Source organism: Nonomuraea sp. NPDC050547 (assembly GCF_044457345.1).
In the GTDB taxonomy this organism is placed as follows: Bacteria; Actinomycetota; Actinomycetes; order Streptosporangiales; family Streptosporangiaceae; genus Nonomuraea.
Map to the genome: position 1 here is coordinate 55,678 of NZ_JBITGW010000012.1, position 16,938 is coordinate 72,615.

At 69.2% G+C, this 16,938-nt stretch carries 17 protein-coding genes; 8 read left to right on the forward strand and 9 right to left on the reverse strand.

Going from position 1 to position 16,938, the window contains the following annotated elements:
• Positions 1-271 precede the first annotated feature (271 nt).
• Entirely contained in the window at positions 272-625 is a 354-nt protein-coding gene (locus tag ACIBHY_RS28560) for a DoxX family protein (protein WP_397181569.1), read from the forward strand.
• Positions 626-1,729: 1,104 nt separating this feature from the next.
• Here the strand turns inward: ACIBHY_RS28560 and ACIBHY_RS28565 are convergent.
• The 4 genes from ACIBHY_RS28565 to ACIBHY_RS28580 form a co-directional block, all read right to left on the reverse strand.
• The gene (locus ACIBHY_RS28565) at positions 1,730-3,586 is read right to left on the reverse strand and encodes a WD40 repeat domain-containing protein (RefSeq protein ID WP_397308207.1); all 1,857 of its coding nucleotides are present in this window, start codon (positions 3,584-3,586) and stop codon (positions 1,730-1,732) included.
• A complete protein-coding gene (locus ACIBHY_RS28570) occupies positions 3,583-5,601 on the reverse strand; it encodes a WD40 repeat domain-containing protein (protein WP_397257886.1) in 2,019 nt (672 codons plus the stop codon). Before ACIBHY_RS28570 ends, ACIBHY_RS28565 begins: the two co-directional genes overlap by 4 nt.
• A gap of 268 nt (positions 5,602-5,869) precedes the next feature.
• Positions 5,870-6,442: a LuxR C-terminal-related transcriptional regulator gene (locus ACIBHY_RS28575; protein ID WP_397257887.1), complete on the reverse strand. Its 573-nt coding sequence runs from the start codon at positions 6,440-6,442 to the stop codon at positions 5,870-5,872.
• A 267-nt stretch (positions 6,443-6,709) separates the two neighbouring features.
• Positions 6,710-7,651 (reverse strand): teichoic acid biosynthesis protein C, encoded by a 942-nt coding sequence (locus tag ACIBHY_RS28580; protein WP_397308208.1) that lies wholly within the window; start codon positions 7,649-7,651, stop codon positions 6,710-6,712.
• 174 nt (positions 7,652-7,825) lie between these two features.
• Between ACIBHY_RS28580 and ACIBHY_RS28585 the strand changes: the two genes are divergently transcribed.
• From ACIBHY_RS28585 to ACIBHY_RS28615, 7 genes are all read left to right on the forward strand, one after another.
• Complete coding sequence (locus ACIBHY_RS28585) at positions 7,826-8,047, forward strand: hypothetical protein (protein WP_397308209.1); 222 nt, start codon at positions 7,826-7,828, stop codon at positions 8,045-8,047.
• Between the two features lie 50 nt (positions 8,048-8,097).
• A complete protein-coding gene (locus ACIBHY_RS28590) occupies positions 8,098-8,568 on the forward strand; it encodes a GbsR/MarR family transcriptional regulator (protein ID WP_397257897.1) in 471 nt (156 codons plus the stop codon).
• Positions 8,565-9,425, forward strand: a complete 861-nt coding sequence (locus ACIBHY_RS28595; protein ID WP_397308210.1) for an ABC transporter ATP-binding protein — start codon at positions 8,565-8,567, stop codon at positions 9,423-9,425. The genes ACIBHY_RS28590 and ACIBHY_RS28595 overlap by 4 nt, the downstream gene beginning before the upstream one ends.
• The gene (locus ACIBHY_RS28600; protein ID WP_397308211.1) at positions 9,422-10,120 is read left to right on the forward strand and encodes a fluoroquinolone transporter permease; all 699 of its coding nucleotides are present in this window, start codon (positions 9,422-9,424) and stop codon (positions 10,118-10,120) included. Before ACIBHY_RS28595 ends, ACIBHY_RS28600 begins: the two co-directional genes overlap by 4 nt.
• The gene (locus ACIBHY_RS28605; RefSeq protein WP_397308212.1) at positions 10,117-10,854 is read left to right on the forward strand and encodes an ABC transporter permease; all 738 of its coding nucleotides are present in this window, start codon (positions 10,117-10,119) and stop codon (positions 10,852-10,854) included. The genes ACIBHY_RS28600 and ACIBHY_RS28605 overlap by 4 nt, the downstream gene beginning before the upstream one ends.
• Before the next feature lie 29 nt (positions 10,855-10,883).
• Entirely contained in the window at positions 10,884-11,342 is a 459-nt protein-coding gene (locus tag ACIBHY_RS28610) for a sensor histidine kinase (protein WP_397308213.1), read from the forward strand.
• A gap of 303 nt (positions 11,343-11,645) precedes the next feature.
• Positions 11,646-12,527 carry a hypothetical protein gene (locus tag ACIBHY_RS28615; protein ID WP_397308214.1) on the forward strand — a complete coding sequence of 294 codons (882 nt, stop codon included), beginning with the start codon at positions 11,646-11,648 and terminating at the stop codon, positions 12,525-12,527.
• Positions 12,528-12,531: 4 nt separating this feature from the next.
• On the opposite strand, the gene ACIBHY_RS28620 is transcribed toward ACIBHY_RS28615, so the two are convergent.
• From ACIBHY_RS28620 to ACIBHY_RS28640, 5 genes are read right to left on the reverse strand one after another with little or no spacing between them, the layout of a single operon-like run.
• Positions 12,532-13,692: a hypothetical protein gene (locus tag ACIBHY_RS28620; RefSeq protein ID WP_397308215.1), complete on the reverse strand. Its 1,161-nt coding sequence runs from the start codon at positions 13,690-13,692 to the stop codon at positions 12,532-12,534.
• Positions 13,686-14,795 carry a 2-oxo acid dehydrogenase subunit E2 gene (locus ACIBHY_RS28625; RefSeq protein ID WP_397308216.1) on the reverse strand — a complete coding sequence of 370 codons (1,110 nt, stop codon included), beginning with the start codon at positions 14,793-14,795 and terminating at the stop codon, positions 13,686-13,688. The genes ACIBHY_RS28620 and ACIBHY_RS28625 overlap by 7 nt, the downstream gene beginning before the upstream one ends.
• Positions 14,792-15,793: an alpha-ketoacid dehydrogenase subunit beta gene (locus ACIBHY_RS28630; protein ID WP_397257916.1), complete on the reverse strand. Its 1,002-nt coding sequence runs from the start codon at positions 15,791-15,793 to the stop codon at positions 14,792-14,794. Before ACIBHY_RS28630 ends, ACIBHY_RS28625 begins: the two co-directional genes overlap by 4 nt.
• Entirely contained in the window at positions 15,790-16,707 is a 918-nt protein-coding gene (locus ACIBHY_RS28635; RefSeq protein WP_397308217.1) for a thiamine pyrophosphate-dependent dehydrogenase E1 component subunit alpha, read from the reverse strand. The genes ACIBHY_RS28630 and ACIBHY_RS28635 overlap by 4 nt, the downstream gene beginning before the upstream one ends.
• A complete protein-coding gene (locus ACIBHY_RS28640; protein ID WP_397308218.1) occupies positions 16,704-16,937 on the reverse strand; it encodes an acyl carrier protein in 234 nt (77 codons plus the stop codon). Before ACIBHY_RS28640 ends, ACIBHY_RS28635 begins: the two co-directional genes overlap by 4 nt.
• Between the last annotated feature and the right edge of the window lies 1 nt (position 16,938).

Genomic DNA, 16,938 nt, shown 5'->3' on the forward strand with positions numbered 1-16,938 from the left:
TCCCCAGCCATCTACAACCTCAGAAGGACGTCCAAGCTTGCGGTCTTGCGTACCCGAGAGCCGAGGTTCGGCCATATGGCTGAAGAGCGGCCCGCGTACCGACCTGCCGGTGGCGCGTCGCCAGGCCATCTCGTCATGAGGATGCAGGGCGACGCCGGCCGCTGCGGAAAGAGGAATGAACGTCCTGAGCGATCGACGACCTGACATCTCATGCAGTCATTTCGTCAGATCTCTGAGGAACCTTGAATTTTTGGATGCCCTGGGAGGGCCGATGTTCGCCGTCTACGCCACGGTCACGATCTTCGCTGCGCTGCTGTTCGGCAGCGCGTCCGTCGTCTACCTGATCGGCCACGAGTTTCCCAAGGCACAGCAGGACATCAAGCGTCTGCCACGCTCCTGGGTCCCGGTGCTCGGCATGATGCTGGCGGCGGGATCCTTGGGGCTTCTGGGTGGCTTTGCCGTCCCTGTGCTTGGTCTGCTCGCGGCCTTCAGCCTCGTGCTGTACTTCCTCGGCGCGCTGCTCGCCCACCTGCGGGTGGGGTCACGCAAACTCGGGAACTGGGCGGGGTTCTTCGGCACGGCGGTAGCTGCGCTGGCCATGAACCTCGCGTACCACTGGACGTGATCGTGTCCCGCACGGAACATGGGTTCGCCGAATGATCGGTGGCTGGCTGCAAGACCGCCTACGACTGGCCCCGCCCACACAGCGACCTGCATCATCACGCTGACCGGCGACAGCGCCGCCAATGAGTCCCTGCGAACGGCAAATGGGCACCCCAGGGTGCCCATTTGTCTGGTGCCCCTGCGGAATCTGCTTCGAGGGTGGAACCGATGCCGAGGTCGCCCGCCGGATGATCCGGCGAGGGTCCTACACCTCGGTCACCGATCTCGAACGAGCCCTCCAGACCTGGATCGACACTGCGCCTGCCGACAATCCCGTCCAGCCAGGTCATGGCCTTGCGCGGTTCAGGGCGGCATAGGCGGTCTCCACCCGCCCACGCAGGAAACCCGTGTGCGGCATGATGATCGTTCGTGCTTCTTCGCCTGGCCCATCTCACCGTGACGAACGCTTTCGCCGCGCTACAGCTGCTACCGATGAGTGATCGCGACAAGGACGCCGAGATTCTCGCTCTACGCCACCAGGTCATGGTCTTGGAACGGCAACTCGGCGCCGATGTACGGGTGAGGTTCGCCCCCGAAGACCGCTTCTTCCTGGCGGCGCTCCCGACCTCACTGCCCCGAGCCGCCCTGCGTCGGCTGCGGCTTGTCGTCCGACCAGACACCATCCTGCGCCGGCACCGCGAGATCGTGAAACAGCAGCATGCCCGTACCTGCCGGCCGAAGAGGCGAGGGCGCCCACCCACAGTCCGCTCCATCCGCACCCTCATCCTGCGTCTGGTCCGAGAGAACCCATCCTGGGGCTATCGGCGCGTACACCGGGGAGCTCACCACACTCGGCCTCAAGATTGCACCATCCACGGTCGGGGAGATCCTTCAGCAGGAAGGCATCGACCCAGCACCCGAGCGAGCCTCCACCACCTGGGCCGGCTTCCCACGATCACAAGCCGATGCACTCCTGGCCCGCGACTTCATCGAAACCGTCACCCTCAACGGACAGCGCCACTTGGTGGGGTGCCGAAGGAGTACCGGCATGTCGCCTGACCTGCCTGGATGATTATTCGGCACCCGCAGGGCAGCCGATCTGGACTGGTGTCCAGCTCAGCGGCCGTCACACCCACGGCGCGGCGAGCAACTGACCGGTCATGATGTCGAACACCGCGTGAACCATCCGCGTCTCACGATCGGCGACGGTCAGGAGACCGCCGCTCAGCCCCAGTTCGATCCACTGTGACTCCGCTTTCAGGTCGAACGGCGCGCGCAACGGCCGGCCCGTGGCCAGGTTGATGACCAGCCCGGTCCCGTCAAGCTCGAACACGGCGATGGGCACGCATCCCACCGAGCCGACGACCATCGAACCCAGCTCTCCCGGGCCGTCGTATCCCTGCCGCGGGCCGAAGGCCAGGCTGCCCGTCCTCGTGCCGGTGGCCAGGTCAATGACCCAGATCGCCGAGCGGCTCATGGCCAGGGCGACCGGCTTGCCGTGCAGGCGTGCCACGCCCAGGTCCCGCAGGCGGCCCGGCAGGCGGAGGGCCGGGTGGGCGACCCGCCCGGCCCGGTCCCAGAACCGCACCGTGTCCCGCTTGCCGCCGTCCCCGGCTGCGATGATCAGCTCGTCGGAGAGCGCCACCTGGCCGACATGGCTGGAGAAGCCGTGCAGCGGCCTGCCGCGTTCCCTGCGAGTGCGCAGGTCCCAGACCCTGACGACCGGGGAGAAGGCGCCGCCGCCGGTGACCACCGTGGTGGCGTCGGCGGCGATCGCCCGCACGCCGGCGTCCGGCGAGACAGGCTCACCGACGGACTCCCCGGTCGCCGGGTCGACCACCTGCCACCCACCCACGTCACGAATCGTGACGGCGAGGTGCCCGGCCGGAACGAGCCTGGTCATCCGGTCCGCTGATGAGCCGTGCGCGACCGCGACGGCCCGCCCGGTGTCGAGGTCGAAAGAGCGCAGCGCGTTGTCGGCCCCGCCCGTGACCACCAGGCTCCCCTCGGCGGCCAGCGTGGTCACGTGTCCCGGCACGTCGAAGAAGGTGCGCCCGGTCCCCCTGACCGGGTCCCAGGCGGTGATCCTGCTGCGGTCCTCGTGACCGTCGAGATCGAGGTCTTCGCCGGCGCCGGGCTGCTCCTCCAGCCTGAGCAGCACGGAAGTGCCGCGGTGGGTGGCCATGGCGCTGGAGTCGCCTTTGAGTGCCTCGGTCACGTCCACCGCCGTGCGCCATTCGCGCGAGAGGAGGTCCCAGGCGAGCACGCCCCGATCGTGGGTCGGCAGGAGCACGGAGGGGCGGCCGTCGATCGTGGTCACCTCGGCGGCCATCGTGTTGGGCGGCTCTGGCCGCGAGCGGAGGGCGAGGGTCCTGCCCAGCTTCTCGCGGGTACGCAGGTTCCACACCACCAGTTCGGCCTCGGCCTCGACGATCATGACGGGCACGCCGTCCAGGCTCAGGATCGCGACCGGACTGCCGCCGGTCGGCAGGGCCGTGCCGACCGGGCGGCCGGTCGCGAGGTCGAACAGCCCGATCTCATCGCCGCCGCCGGTGGTGACCGCGGTGCCGTCCAGCTCGCCGACGACCAGGCGCGGCCGATCCTCATGAAGGGACACCTCCACGGTGGGACCCGTCAGAGCCGGGCGACGGAGGTCCACTGTCCGCACGCCGCCGTCCTGCGCGCCGTCGGTGATCAGCAGGTACGGCGAGGCGTAGGCGATGGGTGCCCGGCCGGGCATCGGCACACCGGCGGGCCGCAGCGTCGCGGCGTCCCACACCCGGACGGTGCCTTCGCTGCCGGCACTGATCACGATCTTCCTGCCGTCCAGGGAGCCGATGAGTACCTGGGTGATGTCCAGGTGGCCGGTCAGTGCCGTCAGCGGCGGCGCCGGCCGCGTACAGGACCGGTGCGCGGCGGCGCCGGCGGCGGGGAACAGGACGAGCAGGAGGAGCGCGGCGACGGCCCGCATCGTCCGGTTCACGGCGTCAGCCGCCAGAACCAGAACTCGTCGTTGACGTCCGCCACCAGGAGCACCGGGCTGCCGTCCAAGTCGCCCAGGGCAACCGTTCGCGGCATCGGAGCACGGAGCCCGGCCGTCACCGGCTTTCGCGCGGTCAGGTCCCACAGGCGCACGAGATGCCGGTCGCCGGAGACTTCCGGCGTGGTGTGGACGACGGCGACCGATCTGCCGCCGGCTTCGCCGAACAAGATCGGGACGCCGCCCAGGTGCAGCGCCCGCCCGAGCGGGAGGCCGGTGCCGGTGTCGTGAAGGTGTGCCCAGCTCCAGTACTCGTGATGGTGAGTGAGAACAACCGGATGGCCACGGACGTGACCGGTCAGCACCCTCAGGTCCTCCTCCATGTCCGCGTCGCGCAGTCCCCTCGGGTCAAGGTCGATCGCCGGGAGCTCACGCTTGCCGTGCGGGTCCCAGACGCGCAGGACACGGCCGCCCTTCCTGCCTCGGCCGCCCGCTCGGTAGATGGCCACCGGCCGGTCGTCCAGGCGGTCCAGCCACACGCCGTCGCCGGTGGTGTCCAGGTCGAGGTCGAAGTGGTCGAGCCGCTGCCCGGTGGCCAGGTCCCAGGTCGAAAACCGTGCCCGGTCCGACCGCGCCTCCCTGGCCACGACCGCGGGCGCGCCGGCGCGCCGCAGGAGCTGGAAGTCCCCCAGGCCCCGGATCGTGCGGATCTCGGTCAGGGCCGACAGGTCGACGACCGTCAGGTCCCGGTGGGACACGATGGCGACCGGGGCGCCGTTCAACGTGGTGACGGCGAGGCCACGAACGTCTACCCCCTTCACGTCGGAGGGCGCGGGATCGGGTGCGAACCTGAAGGACCTGCGCAGGATGGTGCGCCTGCGCAGGTCCCACAGGCGCAGGAGGCCGTCGCCGTCGGCGGTCAGTGCGATCGGCCTGCCGTCGACGGTGGCGCGCGCGATGGACTTCACGGCACGGATGGGACCGGTCGGCACCGTCCGTCCCAGCTCCCGTCCGGTGGCCGGGTCCCACAACCTGACCGTGTTGTCCGCGCTCCCGCTCAGCACGGCCGGAACGTCGTTCAGCGTGCCCATGGCCAGCGCGGTGACATCCAGCACGTGGCCGGTGAGCGTCCGCACGCGCCGCTGAGTGGACATGTCCCACACCGCCACCCTGCCGCGCACGTCGGTCCGCTCACCGGCGACGACGAATCCGCCACCGGCGGCGAACGCGGAATAGGAGACCTCGTCGAGTCCGGCGAAGTAGTTGTGCGGGAACCTCCTGTCGTCCAGGTCCCAGGAATGGAGGGCGCCGTTGGCGATGCCGAACACGGTGGTGGCGCCATCCGCGGTCACGACCTCGATCGTGCCGGACCTGCTCTCATACGGCCCCACGTCATCGCTTTCCACCGGCTCCGACCAGCGGTGCAGGGGCGGCCCGGCCCGGCGGCCACTGACGGGGTCCCACACACTCAGCGAGCCATGCTGAGCGATCAGCCGCGATCCCCACGCGGCCAGGGCCGGCGGTGGGACCGGCCCCCTCTTTCCGTGGGCGACGCTGAAGCTCCTGACCGCCGATCGGGTACGCAGACTCCAGACCGAGACGAGACCCTTGTCCGTGCCCGTGAACAGGGTGTCGCGGCCGAAGGCGAACGCGGCGATCGGGCCCGGCACGCTCAGAAGGCGTTCGCGGGTCTCCAGATCCCACAGGCGCCCGCCGTACCCGCCCGTGGTGAAGACCGCGGGACGCCCGCCGATCTCCACGTATCCCGCCCGCGTACCGGCCAGAGGTTCGGCGGCGGGCCGGAAGGAGGGAAGCTTCCACAGGCGCACGCTCCCCTCGCGACCGGCGCTGATGGCGATGGGCTCGCCTTTCAGCCGGCCGAACGCCACCGAGGTGAGGTCACCGTGCCCCGTGGTCCGCAACACCTGCCGGGCCGACACCCCGATCGGCTCGCCCGCCGGTGGCGTGACGGTGAGGCCGGTCAGGAGGACGGCCGCCAGGAGGGTCCGCGCCGTCATCGGGCCGGGCCGCACGTTGACCGGAACGGCACGATGAGGGCACCGAGTGATCTCATGTTTCCTCCGCTGGAAGTCCAGGGCTCTGACCGATCGCACCTTGGGGGAGTGGCCGGTGATCTCGGTTCGCCGTTCTACACCTCCGCTCAGGTGGGCTTTACTCAAACACTTGCGGACTGCGTCCGCAAGGAGATGGGCGATGTGCCGGATCGTCGGGCAGCTTGGAGAGGCACAGATCGTCGGAGGCCGCGATGCGCAAGCGCGGGAGCTGTCAGAGCCATCCTCGATGCTGGGCGATCAGTGCGGCGTGGACCCGGTGGGTGGCCCGCATCGTGATGAGGAGCTTGGCCACATGTCTTCGGTAGGTGCGTACGGCGATGCCCATGCTGCGAGCGGCGACCTCGTCTTTGGCGACGGTCGCCATGAGCCGCAGGATCTGCCGTTCGTGGTCCGACAGGACGATCGCGTCCGCGGATTCGAGGTCGGTCGCGTGGGCCCACACCCCTTCGAACAGGTCGGCCAGGGTCGCCACCGCTCCGGGCTGCCGGATCATCAGGGTGCCGCCCCCGGGAGTGTTCGGCGCCGCCGGGATAAAAGCGATCGCCCGGTCCAGGATGACCATCCGTTGAATCGCCTTGTCGGTGATGCGATGCCGGTCGCCGGCCGCGTGCAACCTGCCGCAGTGGGCGGCGGCGGCCGGATTCTCCAGGAGCCGGCGCGGCACGATGGTGCGCCGGCTCATACCGGCCTTCGGCAGGTCGGCGCCTGCGGGGATCTGTGCGGACGGTATGTGCCGGTGGCAGGCGTGTACGGCCAGCACCTCGGTGGCCTCGCCCGACAGCATACGGACCAGGTTGTCCAGCCGTGCGTCATCGTCGATGTGCTCCGTGACATGGAATGACCCGATGGAAAGCACCCCGCTGATTTCACCTGTGGCGAGACCCGCAGCCCTCGGCGGAGATCGTGTGCCCGCCCCCGGTGGTCCACATCGCGGGGGAAGGGCAGATCCGGGCGTCAGTATGTCCATCGCCGCCTTCCGGGTCAACAGTGGATCTTCCGGACTCATGTGAGCCCGGAAGAAGTCGAGCGGGCGTGGCCCGGCTCTCCGGTTTCAGACGAGTTTGCTCTTGTAGACGATGCTGACCAGGCGCGCGCCCGCCCTGCCCGCGGCCAGGCCGTAGCAAAGACGCGGTTGGCCGCCCGCGATCTGGATGGCCATGCCCTCGGGCTCGCGGTAGTCGAGCGACTTGGCCGCCGCGGTGAAGCGCCGTTCGACCTGCCGGCCGGTGACCAGACTGACGCTGGTCAGGTGGGTGTTGCCGGGTGGTGGGTTGGCTGGGCCGTACGCGTTGCCGTCCAGGAGGTAGAGGTGGTCCTGGTACATGGTGTAGCCCTGGAAGGTGCCGAGCCCCGGCGGTTGCTCGGCCTGCCCCAGCGAGGCAGGGTTGCCGGCCTTGAGGGCGTCGAGGTCGTACACGGTGAACAGGACGCCGCCGTTGAGGCGATAGCGCATGACCAGCCGGTTGGTGGACGGGTCGATGGCGCAGGTGGTGCTGGTGGCTCCCGGAACGGGGGCATACTTCACGACGGACGCCGACCTGGTCGTCAGGGTCGTTCCGCTGACGAACGGGAACCGGGCGATCTTACGGCCCCACGCGTTCTGGCCGTCACTGGCGCCGTCGGTCTCGGTCCACAGGTACGCCAGGGAACCCACCGGCTCGACGGCGATCTGCACTCCGTGCCCGAAGCCCATTAAGTACATGTGGCCGAGGACGGCGCCGCTCAGGCTGAGCTTGGTGACGCACAGGTCGCCGGCCCGCGCCGAGGCCGCGCCGTTCTTTACCTGCGCCGTGTAGATGTGGCCGTTGCGGTTGTCGAAGGCCAGCGACTGCAGGACCGTCTGGTCTTTGAGCGGTTTACGCCAGAGGAGACCCGTGGGCGGACCCGTCAGATCGAACCGCCGGCCGGCCGTTCGCGCCTGAGCCGGAGAGGGGCCGGTGATCCCCGCCGCCAGGGCACCCGCGCCGGCGGCGATCAGACCTCGCCGAGTCATCGACGTTCTTTCTGCCGAGGGAAGGAGCACTTTCGTTGCCTCGCTGATCTTCGTGGGCGATTTCTCAGCGAAGCTAGGACGTGCATTCGGGGAGGGCGAGGCGAAATGACTGATCTGGCAGCAAGCTGCCAATACGGTCATCACCGCGTTCAGCACTTTTCAGGAGCCGGTCCCTTGCGGACGGACACGGCGCCTGCCGATACGGCGAGCGTCTCGATCCTGCCCGGCGACGCCCAGCAGGCCGGCCGCCGTCTTCACCGTCAGCCAGAACCAGTTCAGCCGGGTCCCCCGGCCCGGCGCACCCGCGTCCGCGATCTCCGCACCCTGATCGACGACCCTCGGATCCGCGCGATCAGGGTGGCCCACGCCGTGCACGACCTCCCCGCCCTGAACTGAACTTTCAATAAGTATTGAAAGTTCAGTTCGTTAGGGCCTATCTTCGCCGTATGGAAAGGACAGCGCTGCACGACTACGCCGACGAGATCGGCGCGTGGATAGAGGATCTCGGGCTCCCGCGCATGGCCGGGCGCGTCCTGGGCTGGCTGATGGTCTGTGAGCCCCCTCATCAGTCCGCCGACGAGCTGGCCGAGGCGCTGCAGGCCAGCCGCGGCGCCATCAGCATGTCGGTGCGGATGCTGATGGGCGGCGGCTCGGTCGAGCGCCACCCGGTGCCCGGGTCGCGCCGTACCTACTACCGGATCCGGCCGGGGTTCTGGCTTCGCGAGGCCGAGGACAAGGCCCGGATCGCGCGCGAGTGGCGCAAGACCACCGAACGGGGGCTGGAACTGCTGGGCGATCGCAGCGAGGAAAGCCGGCGGCGCATGCAGGAGGCGCACGACATGTACGCCTTTCTGGAGCAGGAGTACGGCCGCATCAAGGATCGATGGCTGGAACATCAAGCGAAGAAGGAAGAATGACCGTTGTCGAGGTCAACGAGCTGACCTTCACCTACCCGAAATCGGCCGAGCCCGCGGTGAAAGGCATGAGCTTCACCGTCGACCAGGGCGAGGTCTTCGGCTTCCTCGGGCCCAGCGGCGCCGGGAAGTCGACCACGCAGAAGATCCTCACCGGGCTGCTCACCGGTCATGGCGGGCAGGCCACGGTCTGGGGGAAGGAACCCGCCACCTGGGGCAGCGACTACTACCAGCGCGTCGGCGTCTCCTTCGAACTGCCCAACCACTACCACAAGCTCACCGCGCTGGAGAACCTGCGGTTCTTCGCCTCCCTCTACCGCGGGCCGACCGAGGACCCCATGGAGTTACTGGACCGCGTCGGCCTGGCCGAGCACGCCCACGTCAGGACCGGGGCCTACTCCAAGGGCATGGCCATGCGGCTCGTCTTCGTCCGGGCCCTGCTGCACCGGCCGGAACTGCTCTTCCTGGACGAGCCGACCTCCGGCATGGACCCGGTCAACGCCCGCCGGGTCAAGGACGTCATCCGCGAGATCAGTGCCGAAGGCCGCACCGTTTTCCTCACCACCCACGACATGACCACCGCCGACCAGCTGTGCGACCGGGTGGCGTTCGTCAACGAGGGCACGATCGCCGCCCTCGACACCCCAGCGGAGCACAAGGTCAGCCGCAGCCGGCGCCTGGTGCGTGTCACCTACCGTGACGGCGACCATCTGTCCGACAAGGACTTCCCGCTGGACGGCTTCGCCGACGACCCGGGCTTCCGCGCGCTGACCGCCGACCACCACATCGAAGCGCTGCACAGCCAGGAGGCCGGCCTCGAAGACGTCTTCATCGACGTCACCGGAAGGACCCTGGCATGAGGGCCGCGCTGCTCCTCGACTTCCGGCTGCAGCGCCGTTACGGATTCTGGCACGCTACGGCGTTCGTCATCCTCATCTGGATCGGTGTGCTGTGGATGGTGCCGGACAACCTGCTCGGGGCGGCCATGCCGTACCTGCTGATGGCCGACCTGGAGTTCTTCATGTTCTTCACGGCCGGAGCGCTGTTCTTCGAGAAGGGCGAGCGGACGCTGTTCGCGCTGCTGATCACCCCGCTGCGGTTCGGTGAATACCTGGCGGCCAAGCTGCTGTCCATGGCCGCCCTCGCCTTCCTCACCTGCGCCGTCGTGGTGCTGGCCGACTACGGGCCGGGCTTCGACCCGCTGGCCCTGCTGGCCGGAGTGACGGCGATGACGCTGCTGATGGCGCTCGCGGGCTTCGTCACCGCACCGCTGTTCCCGTCGGTCAGCGAGTGGCTGATGCCCTCCACCATCGTGATCGCCGTGGCCAACCTGCCGCTGCTGGACTACTCGGGGCTGGTGCCGCACTGGGCGTTCTACCTGAGCCCGACCGAAGGCGTGGCCCTGCTGCTCGGGTCGGCCTTCCACCAGGTGTCGCTCACCGGCTGGCAGGTGGTCTACGCCGTGTTGTATCCGGCCCTGTGGATCGCGCTGCTGTGCCGTACCGCCCGATGGGTCTTCGACCGGCACGTCGTGACCAGGGAGGGCGGGCGATGAGGCACATGATCGCGGCCTTCTGCCGCAACGACGTGCGGACCGTCGGCCGGGACTCCCTGCTGGTCGGGGTGCTGCTCGGACCTTTCCTGTACGCGGCCTTCCTGTGGTTCCTGCCCGCGGCCACCGCTTTCGCCGACCGGCAATGGGCGTTCGACCTGAACCCCTACCGGTCCCTGATCGTCGGCGCGTTCTGCGTGATGGGCCCGCCACTCCTGCTCAGCGCGGTCATGGCGCTGCAACTGCTTGACGAACGCGACCAGCGCACACTGTCCGCGCTGCGCGTCACCCCCGTCCCGCCGGGACTCTATCCCCTCTACCGGGCGGCCATCACCGGTACGGTCACAGCGCTCATGATCGTCGCCTCACTGGCCGTCTCGGGGACGCTGACCGCTCAGCAACTGGGGCGGAGCATCCCGGTGGCCATCGTCGCCGGGCTGCTGGCTCCGGTCATCGGCTTCCTGATGGCCTCCCTCGCACGTAACAAGGTGGAAGGACTGGCGGTGATGCGCGTGCTCGGGCTGACGGTGTTCACCATCCCGTTCATCCCGTTCTTCTTCCTCCACCAGCCGTGGCACCTCGCCTTCGGAATCCTGCCGCCGTACTGGCCGCTGCGCGCGTTCTGGGCGCTCATGGACGGCGGCGCCTACTGGCCGTATCTGCTGGCCGGGCTCATCTACAACACCCTGCTCTGCCTGGTCCTTCTCAAAACGCTGACCCGGCGTATGGCCAGATAGGAACCCCTACGGAAAAGAAGGGCCGCTCCGTGACTCAGCAGTCCCAGGACCACCACGCCTTCCCGCAGGACCTCAGGCGCGAGCTGGCGCATCACCTGGCCGACTGGTCGCGCCGCACCGGAATCGCGCTGGAGACCTGGGCCCTGCCCGCGGAACCTGTGTCAGGTCCGGTGGCCAACGCCGCCTTGGCCTGCATCATGGAAGCTCTCTCCAATGTCGAACGGCACAGCCGGGCCCGCACCGTGTCCATCGCCGTGACGATGAACCAGGGCGGCTTGCGCCTCACGGTAAGTGACGACGGGCGCGGTTTTCGCGAGGCGGAAGATGGCAGGGGCATGGCCATCATGAGGGCTCGCATGGCCTCTGTCGGCGGTTCATGCTCCATCGACGGCACTCCTGGCGCCGGCACCACCGTCACGGGCGTCATCCCTCACACGAGACCGCCGCCCCGCTCGCTCTGGTCCACCTGCGACGACAATCCGGACTGACTGCACCTTGTGCGGAACGTCGCCGGTGCCCGCCGCACTCATCCTGCCGACACCCACACCGCCCCGTCCGACACGCGGCTCGCCTCCGGTCCGGGTGAGAGGTGATGAGCTCGCCGTTCCAGGAAGTGGCCCCATGGATATCGAGTAGCGACCAAACATCCACATCCCTCGAGGTGCCCGGCAGACTCCAGACTTCTGTCCCGCTCTCGTCAGCCCAGTCGTCCGAAATCAGCCGGGCACCTCACTTCCCTCGCAAGGTTTCCGATCAAGGAAGCCTTGATTCAGGAGTGTGCAACGCGTCCTGTGCTCTTCACCCGCGCGGCGCTGCTCACCGCAGTAATCGCGCCCTCCTTGATCGCTCTCCCGGAGAGTGCCGGAGCCGCCGCCACCGTCCCTCCTGCGGAGGTCATCACCGAGGACCCCTTCACCAACGACCCCGACTTAACCCACCAACTGGCCTCCGCGCTGCGCGAGGCCGAAGCGCGGGCGTTGAACAACCCCGCCGCCTACGCCCAGCCGTACGTGGACCAGGCCGGCACCGTGCACGTGCCGGTGGCCGACCCGGCCGCTCAGGCCGAGGCGGGCCAGGCCATCCCGGTGCCTCCCGCCGGGCAGGCGCCCGACGACGGCACCGACGACATGTCGGCTGTCCCACCGCCGGACACGACCGACAAGGACATCGCCCCACCGGCGACTCCCCCGCAATCAGCCAGCGCGCCCCTCCCGCCGAAAGACCCCAAGCGTTCTGCGATCACCGGACCAATGGAATGGATCGACCCAGCAACGCGGGTCGTGCCCTACAGCTGGCACCGCCTTGAGGAGATCGCGGACGAGGTCCTCACCCTCACCCCCGACGTGCTGCCCGACGCCGACAAGGTGCAGTCCTCCACCATCGATCCAGAGACCAACCGGGTCGTGGTGGAGACCACCGCCGCCACCGACGCCCTGCGCAACGCCCTCGCCGTCCGGTACGGCACAGGCGCCGTCGCCCTCCTCGTCATCCCCGACCTGGGTCTCCCCGACGCCACCGGCCGCCAGAACGACACGAGCAGCGGCGGCGGCTTCTACGGCGGTGCGCGGATCGTCACCAACGTCGGCAACTGCACGAGCGGGTTCTCCTGGCGTGTCGGGTCCGCCCAAGAACAGGCTGTCGGTCGAAGCCGACAGCCTGCGCGGTCACGATGAGCGATCAGTCCGCCATGATGGTGTCGAGATCGGATGGCCGCAGGGGTTCACGCAGCGGCTGGGGCCAGTTGGCGGGGTTGGGGCCGCAGTGGGACAGGATCCAGTGGGCCCATCGGTCGAGGCCGAAGGCCATGCAGGAGCTCTGCGCGGGTTTGCCGTCGGCGGTGAGGTCGAAGGCCCGGCCGATGTGGTCGAAGTGGAAGTTGGCCGAGCCGATGGCGAAGTCGTTGCCCTGGGCGTCGCGGGCCACGATCTCGTGTTTGAGGTCGAGGCTGTTTTGCAGGTGCAGGCGGACATCGCGGCTGCTGGTGAAGAACGGGTCGGTGGCCGTCACGATGCGGCACGGCAGGCCGATGGCGCGCATGAGGTCCTGGCATCTTTCCAGTTGGCGGTCGCGGAAGGCCAGTGTCTGCTCCCGGGAGCCGATGAAGATCAGTTCGCGCATGCGGAAGGAGTGGAAGCGGATGGGCAGCGGGGTCCAGGCCAGTTCCCGCCTGCTGCAGTGCGCCATCGCGGTGATGAGCAGGCCGGGGTCGACCGATGTCCCGGCGAACAGGGGGTAGACGTGGTAGCAGGCGGCAGGTGATAGGCACAGTCCCTGGGGTTCCAGGATCTCCTCGGCCGCCGCGGGCGTGACTGCCTCGCCGAGTTGTTCGACCGCGTCGAGGTCGGGCCGGACGCTGTAGCAGGCGGTCAGGTGCTGCGGAAACGCGGCCACGTAGCCTGCCCGGCGCAGCGAGTCCCAAGGGATCAGGTGCGGCAGCGCGTACTCCTCGGCTCCCTGGTCCTGGGCCGCACGCAGGAACAGGGCGTCGAGGCGGCGCAGCAGTTCGGCGACCGGAGCGTGCCCGGCCCACAGGCCGGGACGGATCGCGATGAACTCTCCGTCGGCGCTTGCACGCCCAGGCGCAGGGACGTCGAGGAGGTCGAGCAGCGATGTCGGGCCGGCCGGGCGGTCCATGACCGCGCGCTCGTAGGCCCTGTTGAGGGCTTGCTCGGCGCGGGAACGCTCGCCGGGGTCGTCGAGGTCGGCCTCGACGCAGGTGCGCTCGTCGTCGCTGTGCACGCGGTAGGAGTCCGGCGGCAGGCCGCACAGGGCGACCAGGTCGAGGAAGTCCTTGCGTTCGTCGGTCGTCTTGAGTGCGGGGCGCGTCCAGTTCAGCACGATGCTGGGTCTCCGATCTGGGTGAGAGTGGCCGGGGCTTCGAGGGCGGTTTTGAGGTCGCGCAGGAAGGCCACCGCGTCCCGGCCGTTGACCACGCGATGGTCGTAGACGACGCTGATGTTCGCGATCTTGTGCGGCCGTACTTGGTTTTCCGTGTCGAGGGTGAGTTCCTGCCGGGTGCCGGCCAGCGCCACCACGCAGGTGTGACCGGGGAAGACGATGGGGCCGGCCAAGGTGATGTCGGGATCGTTGTGCAGAGCCAGCACTATGGCGGCGCCCTGGAGCTCGGCTGCGGCGAAGGCGCCGTCCAGGGCCTTGATCTTGAAGGCGGCCAGCTTCTCGGCGATCTGGACGCAGGTGAGCGCTTCGGCGCCGGTCAGCACCGGGATGAACAATCCCTGGCCGAGATCGAGGGTGACACCCACGTTGGCGGCCGGCGCGAGGGTGGCCGTGTGCTCGTCGAGACGGGCGGCGAACATGAGCGGATGGGCCGCCCGGAGCCCGGCCATGGCCTTCACCACGAGCTCTGAGAGTCCGACGAACCGGTGGTGCCGCTTGCCGAGCTCCCGCGCCGCCGCCAGGGCGTCGTCCACCCGTACGGCGATGGCCGCGAAGGCCGCCGGGATGGTCCGGTGTGATTGGCTGACCACAGCCGCCACCGCCCGCTGGCCGCGGGAGAAGGTGTGGGTGGCCTCCGATCCCGCCTGGGCCAGAAGTTCGACGTCCTTGCTGCGGATGATGCTCGTGCCCAGGCCGTGCAACCGAGCCTCGGAGATCCCGAGCTCGGCGGCGCGCGCTCTCGCGGGTTCGGTGATCATTGGGTTCTGCCCCGGTTGCGCCGGAACGGCCTCGGGGCGGGGGGCCGTCTCCGGCCCAGTCAGGATGCGGCCGATCACGTCGCCGCACTGGCATTCGGCGCCGGCCGCGATCGCGTGGTGCAGGACGCCGTCGCCGGACGAGGTCAGCTCCTGGGCTGCCTTCGATGTCTCGATCTCGGCGATCACGTCGCCGGCGCTGACGGGGGCCCCGTGCGGGATCAGCCAGCCGGTCAAGGTGTAGGAGGTGTCGTTGTTGTTGAGCTTCGGAACGACGATGTCGCTCATACGCGGGTCGCCTCCCTGACGGCCTGGGCGATGTCGGTGTCCTGCAGCAGCACTTCGCGTTCGAGATGCGGCGCGGCCGGGATGATCGCATCGGCGGAGTGGGCCAGGCGGACGGGGCCGGCGAGGTTGTCCCACAGGGCCGTGTGCAGCAGGTGGGCGACCTCGGCGCCCCAGGTGCCGCCTGCCGTACTCTCTTCCGCGACACAGATGGCCCGCGCCGCGCCCAGCACCGGCAGGAGCGGTTCCACCTCCAGGGGATACAGCCGGGAGGGGATCAGTACCTCACAGACGATCTCGTCGGTGAGCAGCAGCGAGCGCGCGGCCGACAGGGCGCGGTCCGCGACGCCGCCGCCGGCGATGATCACACAGTCGGGCGGGCCCGCGCCGTCGATGACCAGGTGGGCGCACGGATCGTCGGAGCCGAGCGTCGTGTGGCCGAAGATCGGGTCATGGGCGAACATGCGCCGGGCGTAGAGCACCTTGTCCTCAAACAGGATGGCCGGATGCCCCAGCGACAGTGCCCGTTCGAGCAGGGCCCGGTTGTCGTAGAAGGCCGAGGTCTCGAACAGCGACAGCCCGGGCACCCCGACGAAGTGCTTGTGCGGGCTGCCGCTGTGGGTCGGGCCGTAGCCGCGTCCGCCGCCGACTGGGCATCGGATGACCAGATGCATCGGCACCCGCCTGCCGTACATGGACACTGACTTGGCGGCGAAGTTGACGATCTGGTCGAAGGCCAGCGCGACGAAATCGCCGAACATGATCTCCACGATCGCCTTGTCGCCGGCCAGGGCCAGCCCGGCCCCCGCCCCGACGATCGCGCCCTCGCTGATGGGGGTCGTCCGCACCCGGCTCGGGTGAGCGCTCGACAGTCCGCGCGTCACCTTGAAGGCGCCGCCGTAGGGATCGGCGATGTCCTCGCCGAGCAGGTGCACGCTGTCGTCGGCGGCCAGGACGGCATGCAGCGCCGCGTTGAGGTCCTCCACCACCCGCGGGTTCACCGGCATCCCCGAACCGGCCACAGGGACCTGGGCCGGGACAGCACCTCGCAGGTGATCGCGGCGACCCTCTCGCGCTGTCGGCGGTCCAGGGCGCGGAAGTGATCGTCGTCGGCGGCGGCGTACCAGTCGAAGGCGGCGGCGATCTCCGCGGGCGGCCGGGTGTCGTCGCCCTTGCTGTGCGGCCCAAGCCGGTGCGTCATGAACTCCACCACCAGCGGAGCCGGCCCCGAACGGGCGGCGGCCAGCGGCGCGGCGAGCGCGTCGCGAATCTGGCCGAGGTTGGCAGAGGTGATGCGCACGTGGTCGATGCCGAAGGCGGCGGCCCGTCCCGCCACCGACCCGGCCATGTGCGCATCGACCGGCGTCGACTGGGCGATGGCGTTGTTCTCCACCACGACCAGGAGCGGCAGCCGCCACAGGGCGGCCAGGTTCAGCGCCTCGTAGACGGCGCCCTCCCCCCAGGTGCCGTCACCGATGTGGGCCACGGCCAGCCCTCCGGGCGTCGTGCGCGACAGGTGCAGCGCGAGCCCGGCCGCGACGGGCAGGCTCTCCCCCTGAATCCCGGTCGACAGGTAGCCCTCGCGCAGGATGTGCTGGCTGCCGCCCACCCCCGCGCACACGGCTCCCTGCCTGCCCATGATCTCGGCCAGCAGCCCCGCCGGATCGCCGAACCTGGCCAGGTAGTGGCCGTGGCCGCGATGGTTGGAGAAGACGAAGTCCTGCTCGCGAAGGAGCGGGCGCAGCGCCACCGGGATGTATTCCTGCCCGAGGCAGGTGTGCGTGGTGCCGCTCAGTTCCCCGGCGGCGAACAGGTCCAGCAGCCCCCGCTCGAAGTGCCGGATCAGCAGCATCAGCTCCAGGTCGGCCACGTCCGCGCCGAGAAGCTCGGCAGCCGTCACGTCGGTCCTGGTCATGGCCGCTTCAACTCCGTGACGAACGCCGCCAGGCTCGGCCCGATCAGCATGAGGTGCCTGGGCAACTCCCGGGCGAAGTCGCGCTCGATCGCGGTGAACAGCCGCACCTGGGCCAGCGAGTCCCAGCCCTGAGCATCCTCCGGCAGGGTGTCGAGGCCGTTGACCGACGCGCCGCCCATGACCTGGGTGTAGACGGACACGACACGCTCGGCGAGATCCTGGTCTTCCATG